This window comes from Luteitalea pratensis (assembly GCF_001618865.1).
In the GTDB taxonomy this organism is placed as follows: Bacteria; Acidobacteriota; Vicinamibacteria; order Vicinamibacterales; family Vicinamibacteraceae; genus Luteitalea; species Luteitalea pratensis.
In genome coordinates this window covers 3,823,832-3,838,458 of sequence record NZ_CP015136.1, presented here as the reverse complement: position 1 = coordinate 3,838,458, position 14,627 = coordinate 3,823,832, and the positions used below count along the sequence as shown (strand labels likewise).

The 14,627-nt window shown below is 68.2% G+C and carries 12 protein-coding genes; 5 read left to right on the top strand and 7 right to left on the bottom strand.

Going from position 1 to position 14,627, the window contains the following annotated elements; translation table 11 throughout:
• The 4 genes from LuPra_RS15700 to LuPra_RS15685 all read left to right on the top strand — a co-directional run bounded on the left by LuPra_RS15700 (position 1) and on the right by LuPra_RS15685 (position 6,778).
• Positions 1-4,692: an alpha-2-macroglobulin family protein gene (locus LuPra_RS15700; protein WP_157899252.1), complete on the top strand. Its 4,692-nt coding sequence runs from the start codon at positions 1-3 to the stop codon at positions 4,690-4,692.
• Positions 4,689-5,423, top strand: a complete 735-nt coding sequence (locus tag LuPra_RS15695; protein WP_110171617.1) for a hypothetical protein — start codon at positions 4,689-4,691, stop codon at positions 5,421-5,423. Before LuPra_RS15700 ends, LuPra_RS15695 begins: the two co-directional genes overlap by 4 nt.
• 2 nt (positions 5,424-5,425) lie before the next feature.
• Positions 5,426-5,827, top strand: coding sequence for a hypothetical protein (locus LuPra_RS15690; RefSeq protein WP_157899251.1), 402 nt, complete (start codon positions 5,426-5,428; stop codon positions 5,825-5,827).
• Positions 5,828-6,025: 198 nt separating this feature from the next.
• Positions 6,026-6,778, top strand: coding sequence for an SGNH/GDSL hydrolase family protein (locus LuPra_RS15685; protein ID WP_237050609.1), 753 nt, complete (start codon positions 6,026-6,028; stop codon positions 6,776-6,778).
• 2 nt (positions 6,779-6,780) lie between these two features.
• Here LuPra_RS15685 and LuPra_RS15680 read toward each other — a convergent pair whose 3' ends face one another.
• The 7 genes from LuPra_RS15680 to LuPra_RS15650 all read right to left on the bottom strand — a co-directional run bounded on the left by LuPra_RS15680 (position 6,781) and on the right by LuPra_RS15650 (position 13,345).
• Entirely contained in the window at positions 6,781-7,347 is a 567-nt protein-coding gene (locus tag LuPra_RS15680; protein ID WP_110171615.1) for a DUF4252 domain-containing protein, read from the bottom strand.
• A complete protein-coding gene (locus tag LuPra_RS15675; RefSeq protein WP_110171614.1) occupies positions 7,347-7,709 on the bottom strand; it encodes a hypothetical protein in 363 nt (120 codons plus the stop codon). Before LuPra_RS15675 ends, LuPra_RS15680 begins: the two co-directional genes overlap by 1 nt.
• Positions 7,706-8,269 (bottom strand): RNA polymerase sigma factor, encoded by a 564-nt coding sequence (locus LuPra_RS15670; RefSeq protein ID WP_110171613.1) that lies wholly within the window; start codon positions 8,267-8,269, stop codon positions 7,706-7,708. Before LuPra_RS15670 ends, LuPra_RS15675 begins: the two co-directional genes overlap by 4 nt.
• Positions 8,270-8,434: 165 nt before the next feature.
• Positions 8,435-10,609: a SpoIID/LytB domain-containing protein gene (locus LuPra_RS15665; protein WP_162271414.1), complete on the bottom strand. Its 2,175-nt coding sequence runs from the start codon at positions 10,607-10,609 to the stop codon at positions 8,435-8,437.
• A 155-nt stretch (positions 10,610-10,764) separates the two neighbouring features.
• A complete protein-coding gene (locus tag LuPra_RS15660; protein WP_157899250.1) occupies positions 10,765-11,424 on the bottom strand; it encodes a YqiA/YcfP family alpha/beta fold hydrolase in 660 nt (219 codons plus the stop codon).
• 93 nt (positions 11,425-11,517) lie between these two features.
• The gene (locus tag LuPra_RS15655; RefSeq protein WP_110171610.1) at positions 11,518-12,063 is read right to left on the bottom strand and encodes an SET domain-containing protein; all 546 of its coding nucleotides are present in this window, start codon (positions 12,061-12,063) and stop codon (positions 11,518-11,520) included.
• Between the two features lie 85 nt (positions 12,064-12,148).
• Positions 12,149-13,345, bottom strand: coding sequence for a CaiB/BaiF CoA transferase family protein (locus LuPra_RS15650; RefSeq protein ID WP_110171609.1), 1,197 nt, complete (start codon positions 13,343-13,345; stop codon positions 12,149-12,151).
• A gap of 78 nt (positions 13,346-13,423) precedes the next feature.
• Here LuPra_RS15650 and LuPra_RS15645 point away from each other — a divergent pair, with 78 nt between their 5' ends.
• Positions 13,424-14,497: an IS5 family transposase gene (locus LuPra_RS15645; protein ID WP_110174710.1), complete on the top strand. Its 1,074-nt coding sequence runs from the start codon at positions 13,424-13,426 to the stop codon at positions 14,495-14,497.
• Positions 14,498-14,627: the final 130 nt, after the last annotated feature.

The following is a 14,627-nucleotide window of genomic DNA, read 5'->3' as shown; positions in this document are numbered from 1 at the left end:
ATGCACAGGCCCCGCCTCCGACCGGGCGTGACCGCCTTCCTGCTGGTCCTGGTGATGTCCATGGCGGGGATCGCCGGCGCGCAGGAACAGACCACGCCGGTTCGGCCTGCCGATCGCCCGGCCTTCTCGCTGTCGAGCGGTGAGATCTTCACCAGCACGAGTTCGCCGTACATCACCCTCACGTTCGAGCGGCTCGGCTCCCTGGACTTCCGCATCTACCGCGTCGCCGACCCCGTCGCCTTCTTCGCCGGCCTCGACGATGCGCACACGTTGGGAAGCGGGGAGTACACGGTGCCGACCGAGCAGACGTGGCTCGAGCGGCTCGCCTCGTGGAAGGCCGGACGACGCGCCGACCTGCAGTCATTCCTGCGGCGCCAGGTGAGTCGCGAGTATCGCGCCCAGCGCCGCGCCGGTGCCGACAAGGCCACCGTGCAGCGTCGCGTGCAGCTCGGTCTCACCGCCTACGCCCAGGTGCCGCTGCTCAACGACAGGCAAGTCGTCGCCTCGTGGCGCGAAATCCTGCCCAGGCTGGCTGACACCGATGTGCGCCGCATCCCGATCGAGGTGAAGCGCCCTGGTGTCTACCTCGTCGAGGCCGTGACCGGTACGCAACTCGCCTACACGATCCTCATGGTGTCCGACGTGGCACTGGTCACCAAGGTCGCCCCTGGCACGATGCTGGTGTACACGGTCGATCGCACCAAGGGCCAGCCCGTGGCCGGATGCGGCGTGGCCGCCATCGCCGACAAGGTCACACTCGGCACGGCGACCACCGACGCACGCGGCCTCGCCACGATCCCGCTCGGTGATGTGACCGCCGACGATCTGATCACGGTGGGCCACTGCGGCGAGCAGGCCGTCGCGAGCACGCCGCCGACCTACGGGCTGCAGTCCAACCCACGCCGTGAACTCGTCGCGCATGTGTTCACGGACCGCCCCGTCTACAGGCCGGGCCACACGGTGAAGGCCAAGGCGATCCTGCGCTGGCGCACCGGCATGGCGATTGAACCCTTCGATCAGCAGACGGTGGAGATGGCCATCAGCGACCGTACCGGACGCGTGATTCATCGTGTGCGCCGCGACGTCGACGCCTTCGGCGCCGTCGACACCGAGGTGGCGCTGCCGGCCAGCGCCGCGCTCGGGATCTACACCGTCGAGGTCGCGTCTGGCGATGCGAAAGCGACCGGGTCGTTCGACGTGCAGGAGTACCGGAAGCCGGAGTTCGAGGTGAGTGTCACGCCAGGCGTGGCGCTCGCCCGTCAGGGCCAGACGATCGACGTCACGGTCAACGCGCGCTACTACTTCGGCCAGCCGGTGCGCAACGCGGAGGTGCGCCTCGTCGTCCAGGCCGGCCCGTACTATTCGCCGTTACGGTGGGTGGACAGCGAGAGCGAAGACGAAAACGAGGACGGCTATTTCTACGGCGGCGACGAACTGGACACGCTGACCGCCACGCTCGACGCGCAGGGCCAGGCCCGCTTCAAGGTGCCGCTACCCGAGAGCGAGACGAGCAGTGACCTTCAGGTCCGGTTCGAGGCACGCATCAAGGACGCGAGCGATCTGGAGGTGACCGGTAGCGGCCTCGCGGTGGCGACGTGGGGCGATTACCTCATCGCGGCACGGGCAACGCCTTCGGTGGCCAGGCCAGGGACCCCCATCGACTTTCGGGTGCGCGCCGTCGACTATCGGGGCAGCGGCGTTGTCGGCATTCCCGTGACCGTGCAGCTCGTGCGGACCGAATGGGATTCGAACACGCAGCAGCAACGTCGCGAGGTGCTGACCTCGGGCAACACGACCACAGGCGCCGACGGACGGGCCACGTGGCAGACCAGGGCGCCGGAGTCGCCGGGCAGCTACCTGCTGGAGGCGCGTGCGATGTCCGGGACGCGCGCGGTGATCGACAACGCCTACTTGTGGGTACCAGGCGCGACCGAGGAGACCTACACGAGCGGCGGTGAAGTAATCGAACTCGTGACCGACAAGAGCACCTACGCGCCGGGCGACACGGCGAAAGTAGCCGTCCGCGGCGTCGCTCCGGCAACGCCCGTGCTGCTGACGAAGGAGGCGCGTACGCTGACCTGGTACGACCTCCGCCAGCCATCGTCGGATGGCACGTTCGACGTGCCGGTGACCGACGGCGACCTTGGCGACACCTGGGTCAACCTCCTCTACCTGAAGGACGACAAGGTCTACTACGCGGAGAAGAAGGTGCGCGTCCCCGCCACGGGTCGCGCCGTCAAGATCGAGGTCACAGCCGACAAGGCCATCTATCGTCCCGGCGAACCTGGTGTCTATTCACTGCGGACGCTGGACGCGGCCGGCAGTCCGGTGCAGGCGCAGGTCGCGCTGGGTGTCGTCGACGAGGCGGTCTACGGCGTTCGCAAGGACACGACTGCCGATCCACTGCGCGTCTTCTATCGCACCGAGTACAGTCGGGTGACCACCGACTACTCCCGGCAGTACTACTTCATGGGCTACTCGGGGACGCTGCGCCTGAAGCTGGCGCAGCGGCGGCGGCCGCTGTCACTGGCCGACTTCAAGGGCGACACGCCCGAACGGCCACAGGTGCGCAAGAACTTCCCTGACGCCATCTACTGGAGTCCGTCCGTCGTGACCGGGCTCGATGGCACGGCCACGGTCAAGGTCGACTACCCGGACTCGCTGACCACCTGGCGGCTGACCGCCCGCGCCGTCACCCGCGAAACACAGGTCGGAATGGCCGTCGCACGCACGATCACGACACGCGATCTCCTGCTGCGCATCGTCGCGCCCCGATTCCTCACCGAACGCGACGAGGTACGGGTGCCTGCCATCGTGCACAACTACAAGGAGGGTGGTGCCCTGCCCGTCACCGTCGCCATGACTGCTGCCGGCCTCGAGTCCCGCGGCGGCGCACCAACGACCCTGACCGTCCCCACCGGTGGCGAGGCGCGCACTGAATGGGCCTTCGGTGCCAGCGCCCCCGGGTCGGCCACATTCACCGGAACGGTGACCGCGGCGGGCGGAAGCGATGCGATGGCGCTGACCATCCCGGTGCATCCGTTCGGCGCGCGGCGTGACGTCGGCGTCTCGGGGTCCGTTGCAGCGGGCGCGTCGCGCACGGTGGACCTCGCGATTCCCGAGGCCACGAACCCGAACGCACGCAGTGTCGTGGTGAGCCTGATGCCGTCGATGGCCGGTTCGCTGCTCGGCGCCCTCGATGAACTGGTGAACTATCCGTACGGCTGCACCGAACAGACGGTCTCCAGCTTCGTGCCGAACCTGCTGGTGATGCGGACGCTCGACCAGCTGAAGCTGGCGCCGACCGAGCGCATGAGCATGCTCGATCGCGTCTCGCGGGCCGGCCTCGCCAGGCTGCTCCGCCTGCAGCACGAGAACGGCGGCTGGGGCTGGTGGCGCACCGATGACGACCATCCGTTCATGACCGCGTATGCGTTGTACGGATTGCTGGAGGCGCGGGCGGCCTCGATCGAGGTGCCCTCGGCGGCGCTGCAGAACGGCACGTCCGCGCTGGCGCGGCAACTGGTGGAAACGCCGGCGATGGTGCCCGAACTCAAGGCCTATGCTGCCTACGTGTTGGCCAGGGCCGCCGCAGCCGACGCGAAACCCGAGCAGGATGGGTTCGATGCCGCGGCGCTTGTCACCGAGTTGTGGGGCCGGCGCACGGACATGTCGCCGTACGGCCAGGCGTGGCTCCTGCTCGCCCTGCACACGAACAAGGATGCGCGAGCCGGAGAACTGGCCGGCATCCTGGCGACGCGCGCACAGACAAAGGGTGATCTCGCCTGGTGGACCTCCGAGAACGATCCGCTCCTCGGCGACTGGGGGGATGCGACCGCCGATGCGACCGCTGCCGCCGTGCAGGCGCTTGCGGCGGTGCGGCCGAACGATCCGCTCATCGATCCCGCCCTCCGGTGGCTGATGGCCAACCGTGCGGACGGGATGTCCTGGGCCAGCACCAAGCAGACCGCGATGGTGCTCTACGGACTCCTCGGCGTGATGCAGGGACGACAGGAACGGCCGGCGGCAGTGACGGTGACCGTCTCGAGTGGCGGGCAGTCCCAGAGCGTGGCGTTCACGCCCGCGGACTGGACGCGCCCCTTCCCCGTCGTCGTCACCCTGCCCGCCGCGGCCGGCAACAACGCGGTCACGATCACGTCGGCGGGCGGGCCGGTGTACTGGACCGCGAGTGCGCGCTACTACGACACGGCCGAGGGCCTCGAACGCACGGGCACACGCAAGCTGGCGCTCAGTCGCAAGTACTTCACGCTCGCGCCGGTGCGACGAAATGGTCGCGTGGTTTACGACGAGCGACCCTACATCGGCACGGCCAGCCCGGGCGACCTGATCCTCGTGCGCCTGGTCGTCGCCGGGTCCAGCGACTGGCGCTATCTCATGATCGAAGATCCCATCCCCGCAGGCGCCGAGGCCGTCACTCGTCCCGACCTGCTCGAACTCGCGAAGCCGCCCAGCTGGACCTACGGTTCGCACCGTGAGTATCGCGACGATCGGGTCGCGCTCTTCCTCGACGAAATGCCTGGCCGGGCCGAGTTCGCGTACCTGCTCCGAGTGACGACGCCGGGCCAGTTCCGCGCGATGCCTGCGCAAGTCTCGCCGATGTATGTGCCGGGTGTGCACGCCTCGAGCGCCGCGTTGTCGCTCGACGTGCCGAGCGCACAGGAGCCCCGATGATCGCCGCCGTGTTCAGGACCGCCCTCTGGCTAGGTGTTTTCGACGCGCTCGCTGGTGCCGCCCTCCTCGGCTTCCTCTACACGCCAGAGGCCAACGTGCCGATGCTCGCCGTCTCGACGCTATTGATCGTCGTCGCGGGCGTGTTGCTGCTGCTGTCGTCGACGTCGGCATCGCACGGGCTCGTGCATGGCGTCGCGCCGTGGTCGAGCGTCAGTGCGGCGGCGCGGCATCTACCGTTGGTGCTGGTGGTCCTGGTCGTGCTCGGCGTGCTGTGCGGCGGCGCGGGCTGGTTCGAGACGTGGTGGATGTCGCGCGCGGGCGAGGTCGACGCGGCAGCGATCGTCGCCGGCAACATCACGCGCACCGGCTGGGTGCACACGGCCGTCCATTGGATCGTCGTACTCGTCCAGTGGGTTCTGGTGCCGGCGTGGTTCGCGACCGCCCTGGCGTGGATTGCGGGCTACGAACGTCGCGACGTGCTCACGCTGAAGTGGCTGACGGCCGGACTGGAGTGGCGACTCCTTCTGGTCACGCTGGCCGGTGTGATGCTACTGGTGTGGGTGCCCTGGCGCTATGTCTACTGGCGGCCACGGATCCTGTCGGCGTCCTCCGTCGAGGTCGTGTTCGCGGGAGCGAAGCTGCTGTTCGTGTACCTGCTCGCGCAGGTGGCGTGGGCCCTGTCCTTGTGGGCGGCCGCGCGCCGGGTGCCGACACCTTCAGGTACCGTGTGACGATGTGGACCGCGCTCCTGATGACGGCGGTGCTACAGGCTGCTCCCGGCGCGACCTGCCGAAGCGTGGGCCTGGACCCACCGCGTACATGGCACTTTCACAGGACGGGCGAGACGTGGGAGGTCACGCACTGGCGAGGAACGGCCACAAAGGACTCCACGCGCGTCGCTTTGCCATCGAGCGCCTCCGTTCAGCTGACCAGCGAAGCCGTGCGCGTCAAGGCCCGCACGAGCAACGGTGGGATCGACGTCGACCTCACGGGCACGGCGGCGCAAGCGCGCCTGGACATCTACGTGAGCTACGAGCTCGAAGTGAACGTCGACGCGTCGCTCACACCCGCCATCGACGATCTCAACTCGGATGGTCCGATCGGTGTGCGCTGCGAGATCGCCTCGCAGCCGTAACTGCGGGATCGAGTTGTAGCTGCCGGACTCCAACGATATTCGCGGCCTACGGCCTGCGGGCTGCAGGCTACCTGGACCGCATATCGTGGCTACCGGTGGCGCTGGCGCCACGGATCATTTGTCCGGCAGGCGCTGACCGTCGGACACAGCCCGACGGCTACGCCCTCGAAATGTGAACCCATCGAACTGGAGAAACGAATGATTGGCAGACGCGAACTGATTGGCGCGATGGCAACGTCGGCGGTCGCCGGGCTGGCAGGTTCAGCACGCGGTGCGCAGGCGATGGGCGCGGGCAAGGGCCTGCGTGTGGCGCAGGGCGCGCGGTGGGTCGCCATTGGTGACTCGATCACGGACGCCGGTCGAGCCAAGCCCATCGGCGAGGGGACCAACGGCCTCGGCACCGGCTACGTGCAGACGATGGATGCGCTGCTGCAGGCGTGGTATCCGGGGCGACGCATCCGGATCTTCAACGTCGGCACGAGCGGCCACACCGTCCGCGACCTCAAGGAGCGATGGCAGACCGATGTCACCGATCTGAAGCCGGACTGGCTTTCGGTCATGGTCGGGGCCAACGACGTGTGGCGGCAGTTCGACCGTGTGACCCAGCCGGAGCGCGCCGTGTTGCCCGACGAATACGAACGGATCTACGACGAGCTGATCGCCGGCACCGCGCCGACGCTCAAGGGGGGTCTCGTCCTGATCACGCCCTTCTTCCTCGAACTCCGCACCGACGACCCGATGCGCGCCCGCATGGACGAGTACGGCGTCATCGTCAAGCGGCTCGCCACGAAGCACAAGGCCGTGTTCGTGGACAGCCAGGCGGCGTTCAACGTCGTGCTCAAGGATCTGCCATCGGCGATGATCAACTGGGACCGCGTGCACCTGAACCACATCGGCGCGGCCATCCTGGCGCGCGCCGTGCTGACCGCGGTCGGGTTCGAGTGGGCGTGAACCTATTGCTTTGGCTTCGGCGCGGTCGTCTTGCCGGGCGCGCCCTCCATCTTCAGGTCCGGGACGCCGAACTTGCCCTGCAGCATGCGCAGTTGCTCCAGGTCGATCGTCCCGACGATGTTCACGAGCGTCACCTCGCGCGGACTGGCCGACAGGACCGCCAGGCCACCCGCCTTGCCGCCATTGCGCCACAGGTAGATCGCCGTATCCGAGCCCTCGGCTGCCGACTTGGCGGCGAGCAGGCGCGACCACTGCCCGCCTGACAACTGGCGTCGCACCGAGTCGAGCACGGCCGGATCGTAGGCGCCGTCCTTGCCGTACGTGAAGCTCTTCACGTAGATGCCCTTGAGCGACGAGATGAGTGCCTTGACCTCCTTGTCGTCGGCGCCGTTGGACATGAACGACGCCGCGAGGCCGAGCAGGGCCTGATCCACCGAGACATCGACCACGTCGACGGCACCCGCGCTAAGCTGCGCCATGTCTGGCAGCTGCAGTTGCTGGGCCGAAGCCGGGCTTGCCACGATGGCCAGGCCGGCCACCATTCCACAGATCACGATCGACTGACGCATCACGGGCGTCCTACCTTCCCTGAATCACCGGCGTCCGCAGGAGCCAGCGTGGTCGTCACGACGGGGCGCACCACCTTGCGGTGCGCGGAATTGAGTTCACGGCTCACGATCTGCAGCGCGAGCAGGACCTGGGCGCGCGCGGCGATTGCCTCGCGGCGACTCTCGTATTCGCGGTAGGCCAGCGGGCTTGCCAGGACCGCAGACACGAGGGCGGCAATCGCCATCCAGCGTGGCACGCGACGACGGGCCGGCGCCGGCATGACCGCCGCTTCCCGGGCGACACGCGCACGCACGCGCTGCGCGAACCCGTCGGGCGGATCCACGGGCGCCAGGGCATTGCGAAGGCGGGCATCGGGATTCATCGCGTCGGCTCCCGCTGGAGACGCGCGCGCAGCACGAGCAGGCCGCGGCGCAGGTGACTCTTCACGGTGTTGAGGGACATGTCGAGCGTTTCGGCAATCTCGGTCGGGGCCAGGTCGTCCATGTAACGCAGCATGACCACCAGCCGCGCCCGTGGCGCGAGCCGGGCCAGCGCGCGGTGTACGAGACGATCGGCCAGGGGATCGGGTGTCCCGGTGGACGTCTGGGGTTCCGCAATCTGGTCGAGCGATCGGAACGGCTTGCGGACGCGCAGTGTGTCGATCACCCGATGGGACGTCGTGCGTCGAAGCCAGGCGCCGAGGTGGGCGCCCGATTCGATACGCGGCAGCGCCGCATGCAACTGCATGAACACGTCCTGCGCAATCTCCTCGGCCTGCATCTGGTCCCGGACGCCATACCAGGCCAGGCTGTAGACCTTGCGCTGGTGCCGGCGTACCAGTGCCTCGAAGGCATCGAGGTCGCCTTGCCGCGCCGTGTCCAGCAGGCGCTGGTCGCGGTCGGCCAGGGCCGGGTGCGTGAGGAGGGTGGCAGGGGCGTTCATGGCGCTCACCCTCGATATACGACGGAAGCGACGCCGGAGGGTGCAGCCGGAACGCCGGGCTCCTCATTTTCGCTCACGGCTTGACGGCACAAAGGCTTGCGGCTCAGCCTGAGCCGGAACTCCCAGGCCTGAGGCCTGAGACCTGAGCCCTGAGACCCCAGAGTTCTAGGGCGCCACGAGGGTCCGCCAAGACGCGAGGCCGCCTGGCAGGGCGGCGTTGAGGCAGGCGCCGGCCCGGGCGTAGGCGTCGCGCATGGTCTCGAGGCTCCCCGGCTGCACGACGAGTGCGTCACTCGGGCACGGCCCGGCGACGTGGCTGGGCTCTCTGGTGCTGGTGTCAAGACGACCTCCCTCGGTCGCCAGGCCTTCGGCGACCCAGGCGGGCGCGTCGACGAGAAGCGGCCCAGTCAGCACATGGACCAATTCATGTCGCAGCACGCCCGTGAGTGCCTCCGCCGTGAGCGCGCCATTGGAGCGCGGGGCCACGTCGATTCGGAAGCGCGGCACGGAAGCGTCCGCCTGTGTTCTGCGATGGTCCGGCGCGACGGCCCGCGTGCTGGCCGACGTCCACCAGGCACGACCAGTGGCTCGCTGGTACGACGCGACGGTCGGGTGGACCTCAATCGTGACCAGGCGCGGCGTGAACACACGGAGCCGCACGCGCGTGCCGGCCAGCAGCGCGCGGGTCTCCTTGCGAAGCCGTTGAGCGCTCGCCATCAGCTGTGAGGGCACTCGAACCACGACCTGATCACGCGTCGAGATCAGGGACGCACCGGGAACGTAGGTCGACATCACCTGCGTGAGGGACGAGCCGCGTGCGGCGTACACCGAGGCGCCACGCAGGCAGAGGCCGGCGCCATGGCCCTTGCCGCGGCCCGTGAAGCGATAGCCGACACCCACCCGCGTGACGTCCCAGGCATGGCTCTTGAGCACGTCCCAGCCAAGACGGCGTCCGACGATGTGCCTGAACGTGCTGGCGTCGATCTCCGCAGGAGCCAGGCCATCGAGCGCGATTCTCGAGGGCAGGCCTTCGCGCGTGCGCGCCACCACGCGCAGGCCGCGGAGGACGTCGCCGCGATAACCGGCTTCCTTCAGCGCCGCGTACAGCGCGTCGGCTGCCGCCGTTCCCTGCCAGTTGTCCACGGTGTGGCCGACCGGGTCCGGTCCCGTGCGGGTGAGCGTGGCGTCGTCTCCACCCCACAGTTCGCGTGGCGACGAGAGCACGCCGCTGCATGACGCCGAATACGGCACGCGCACGACGGTGTCGCCGAGCGCCAGCACCACACCTCGGGTCTGCGCGGCAGCCTCCCGACTCCAGCGCGTGGCCGCACCCAGCACCTGGCAGTGCGTCGTGTCGCAGACGTCATAGCCGTCGCGCGTGTGGCGTCGCGCCGGCGCGATCGCATAGCTGCGTGCCGCGACCGCCAGGGCCTGCAAGGCCACCGACGGCATGTCCTGCTCACCCTCGGCCGCGACCACTCCGGCGACGTACGCCTCGAGCGGGAGGTCGTCGACGCGTCCCGCGGGATCCGTATCGGAAGCGTCGCGCGTGCGTCCGACACGGACGCGGGGCTCGTCCGACACGGTTGCGGCATCCCAGACCGCCCTCGCGATCCGCGCTGCGTCGCGGCCTGCGACACCCGGGGCACGCACGACGATCGCCTCCGCCGACTCTGGACGCCACGCCACGACGCGGCCTTCCTGCACACCGCTGTCACCCATCGTCGTTCCCGTTTTCGCGAGGGTGTAGCTGGTGTCGTCGGCCAGCGCAACGGCCGTGCCCTCGGACGCGGCCCGGGCGGCACCGCGGCGGATCATCGCCGAGCCCTCCGGCTCGTCCGGATCAACGGCCATCGCGGCGAGGGCGATGCGCGCCCAGGTGCGCATGCCGGCACGTGGCCCCTCCACACCGAGCGCCATCCACGGCATGGCGGGCTCTCCGGTGATGAGGACAGCACCGGACGAGAGCCGTCGCAGCGTCTCGGTGAGACCCGCCCGGTCGAGGCGTTCCGCGAGCCGGACGAAGAAGTGGTTGCACGAATACGCGAGCGCGTCATCCAGGGCGAGGGGACGGCCCAGATCGGGATGCACGCAGTCTGCGCGACGCCCCTGCACCTCGACGCGCCGCGGGCACACGAAGCGCGTGCGCGCGGTCACGAGACCTTGTGCCAAGGCGGCCCGGGCCACGACGAGTTTGAAGATCGAACCAGCGTGGACCGGTTCGTCGATGCGTGCGGGCAGGTTCGTGTCGAGGATGGCGCCACCAGGCCAGCGCACGCGCGCCCACGACGCCCGCGACAGTACGTCGGGCGGCAGCGTCGAGTCGTCGGCAGACGGCACGGTGTTCGAACGCGAGTCGGAGCGTTTCTCGTCGAGGCTCGACGGCCTTTTCCGGGTGGCCGGTCCGACAGCTCCCTCGCTGGCGGGCATGGGTGGGCCGCTGCACGCGCCGGCGAGTACACACGTGGCGAGGGCAGCCGCGCGCGCGCTCGACGTCAACAACCGAGGAAGGTACGTGTCTCCTGCCACATCTGGTCGAGGTGTGCCAGCAATTGATGACTATCCTGCAGCAGCCGCAGCGAGACGTTCGGCCGTCCATGGCAGAACTCGATCACGCCCTGCGGCTTCACCAGATCGTCCTGCATGCCCTGGAAGATGAGCGTCGGGACGTGCACCTGCGCATGCGCCGCGGGGTACGACAGGGCATCCCGGTAGAACTCGTAGTGCAGTTGTCGCGGCTCGTTCTCGCCGTAATGGAAGAACTCGCGTGTGCCTGTCCGCTCCCATTCGTCCACGACGCCACGGCCGAAGTCTTCCTGGCGATCGCGGCCGAAGGTCACCGCCGGCGCCAGCAGCACGAGCCGGTCGATCGGATGCGCCGGCAAGACCGCGGCGAGCCTGGCCGCGGCATGCCAGGCCACGAACCCGCCGAGGCTCGACCCCATCAGCACGACCGGGCCCGGGTCGCCTTGCGCGAGGACACTGCCGACCTCGTCGAGCATGCGTGTGACTGTCAGCGTGCCGAAATCGGGCGCGTTGAGGTCGGGTGTCACCAGCCGAATCCCGAGCGCAGCGAACTTGCCAGCAAAGAACTGCGCCTTGCTGGACTGCGCAGACGACGCGAAGCCGTGGAGATAGATGGCGCGGGAGATCACCGGAGTCGGGAGTCGGGAGTCGCAACCGTGAGGCCGACCGCGCTGCGGCGGCAGGCCGGAACGTTAAGCGTTAAGCGTTAAGCGTTAAGCGTTCTAAATCATGCCCCTGCAGTTCGGCCGGCACTGGCACGGGATCTCCGCGGTGCCGCCCGTGTAGTAATCGTAGGAGAGCTCCTCGCCGGCCTCGATGGTGCGCCCGGCGCGAATCCAGATGATGCCGTCGACGATGTGGCTGTAGCAGTTCGGCTTGCACGCGTGGTTGATGTAGCGCGCGACGTTGCCGCCGTACATGGCATCCACGGCCCACCGGTTGCTCAGTTCGAAGCACCAGATGCAGCCCTTTTCGAGGTAGGCCACTTCGCGGTCGTGGCTCTCCCTGGCGGGCACGAGTTGACCGGCGTAGTAGATGATGCGTTTGTTCTTGGGAATCCGCTCGAGGGCAAAGACGCCCCAGCCATGCACACCGCTTTGCCGACGCTCGATCATGGGCAGCGGCAGCTCGTCGGGCAGCTTGACCAGTTGACCGGCGACGCGCGAGCGCAGCTTGATGCGTGAGCCTTCGATGACCAGGGGGGCGATGTCGAAATGCGGTGCGGTGCCGTTGGTGCTTCCCTTGCGGGATGTAACGCGCTTTGCCAACCAGTTGCCTCCGGAGGAACTGTGCAAATTGTAGCAGTTCGATCGACGACAGATGCGCAGAGTTGCGCGCGTTGACGGCCACCGATCAGATCACGCCACGAGTCACGAGGTCGGCTATCGCCTCCGGCGTGAGTCCAAGCATCCCGCCGTAGACCTCGGCGTTGTGCGCGCCGAGCGGCGGCCCTGGCCACGTCGTGCGTCCGGGCGTCGACGACAACTGCGGGGCGATCGCCGGAATCGTGACCTCCTCGCCGGTCTCCACGGTGACGTGTTCGATGAGGCCGCGAGCCACGAAGTGCGGGTCGCCGAGTTGATCGGCAACCGAGTAGATCGGGCCGCAGGGCACGTCAGCGGCTTCGAGCACGGCGAAGGCCGACTCATAGGGGCGCACGGATGTCCACGCCGCGATGGCCTGGTCGATCATCGACGCGTGCGGCACGCGGCCGTCGTTGGTCGCCAGTCGTGGATCCTCGGCGAGATCGGGGCGTTCGATGGCCCGCATGAGCCTGCGGAAGATGCTGTCGGCATTGCCGCCGATGATGATGTAGCGGCCATCGGCGCAGGGATACACGTTGGTCGGCACGATGCCGCTCACCGTTGAGCCATGCCGCTCGCGGACCACGCCGGCCGTCGCGTACTCGGGCAGCGTCGACTCCATCAGGTTGAAGATCGACTCATAGAGGGCGACGTCGACCACTTGTCCTTCGCCAGTCCCCTTGCCGTCGCGATGGTGGAGTGCGAGCAGCAGCCCGAGCACCGCGTGCAGGCCGCCGATCGTGTCGCCCAGGCTGAGGTTGGCGCGTGCCGGGGGCCGGTCCGGGAAGCCGTTCACGTAACGCAGTCCCCCCATGCCCTCGGCCACTGCCGCGAACCCGGGCCGATGCGCGTATGGTCCGGTCTGGCCGAAGCCCGAGATGCGGACCATGATTAACCGTGGATTGATCGCCTTGAGCACGTCATAGCCGAGCCCCCAGGCCTCCAGGCGGCCGGGCCGGAAGTTCTCCACCACGACATCGCACTGCTCCACCAGCCGGCGGATGAGCGCGCGTGCCTCCTCGTGGCGGAGGTCCGCAGTAATGCAGCGCTTGTTGCGCCCCATCGCATACCACCACAGCGCGGTGCCGTTGTGCACGTGCCGCCAGGTGCGCAGCGGATCGCCACCGTCGGGTGGCTCGACCTTGATCACGTCGGCGCCGAAGTACCCGAGCAGCATCGTGGAGAACGGCCCGGCAATCAGTTGCCCGAGTTCGAGGACGCGAAGGCCCTCAAGGGGAGCGGTCACCGACCTATTCTAGGAGCTTGCTGAAAAACGGCGCCTGAGGGATCGACAACGCGGATCCCGAGCACTACGATGGCGAGCATGCGCGGAGACGACCGTCAGCCCACCTCGATGTTCAGCTACGTCTCGGCCGAGGATCGCGTCCCGGCCGATCATCCGCTGCGCCCGATTCGGGCGCTGGTCGACGAGATCCTGCGCGACATGTCGCGCGACTTTGATGGCCTCTATGCCCGCGTCGGACGTCCGTCGATTCCGCCTGAGCGCCTGCTGCGGGCGCAGTTGCTGCAGTTGTTCTACTCGATCCGCAGCGAGCGGCTGCTGATGGAGCAGCTCGATTACAACATCCTGTTCCGGTGGTTCGTGGGGCTCGAGATGGACGAGCCGATCTGGGTCCCGACCGTCTTCACCAAGAACCGCGATCGCTTGCTGAATCAGGAGGTCGCGCGCCAGTTCCTGCAACGGGTCGTCGACCGGGCCTCGGCGTGGATGTCTGACGAGCACTTCACCGTCGACGGCACGTTGATCGAGGCCTGGGCGAGTCAGAAGAGTTTTCAGCCGAAGGACGGGCCGCCCGAGGGTGATGGCCGCAACTTCCATGGCCAAACACGCACCAACGACACGCACGCCTCCAAGACCGATCCGGATGCGCGGTTGTATCGCAAATCGTTCCAGAGCGAGGCGCGGCTGGCGTACCTCGGGCACGTGCTGATGGAGAATCGCCACGGTTTGATCGTGGACGGCATGGCCACGACGGCGGATGGCCACGCCGAACGCGACGCCGCGCTGCTGATGCTGCAGAAGCATGCGCGTCCGTCGCGCCCGCGCACGCTCGGCGCGGACAAACTGTTCGATACCCGCGATTTCGTCGATGTCACGCGGCAACTCGGATACACGCCGCACGTCAGCCAGAACGTGAAGCGGACGGGCGGCAGCGCGATCGATCGGCGCACGACACGGCATGCCGGCTACAGCATCAGTCAGGCCTGTCGGCCGCGCATCGAACGCGTCTTCGGGTGGCTGAAACCGCTGGCGGGGCTGCGCAAGGTGAAGCTCCGCGGGCTCGACAAGGTCGACAGCCTGTTCGTCTTCGCGTGCGCCGCCTTCAACCTGCGACGACTGCCGAGACTCCTCGCGATGGCGGCTACGCCTGCGTAAGGCCTCCGTCGACCGTGTGGCCGCGGGTCGCCGCGGTCGACCCGCCCACGTGTATCCGACTCGATAGGTCACGTCTCGCACAGCGAGCGGGATGAAATCAGCCGTCATGGCCGGTTCTTCAGCAAGCTCC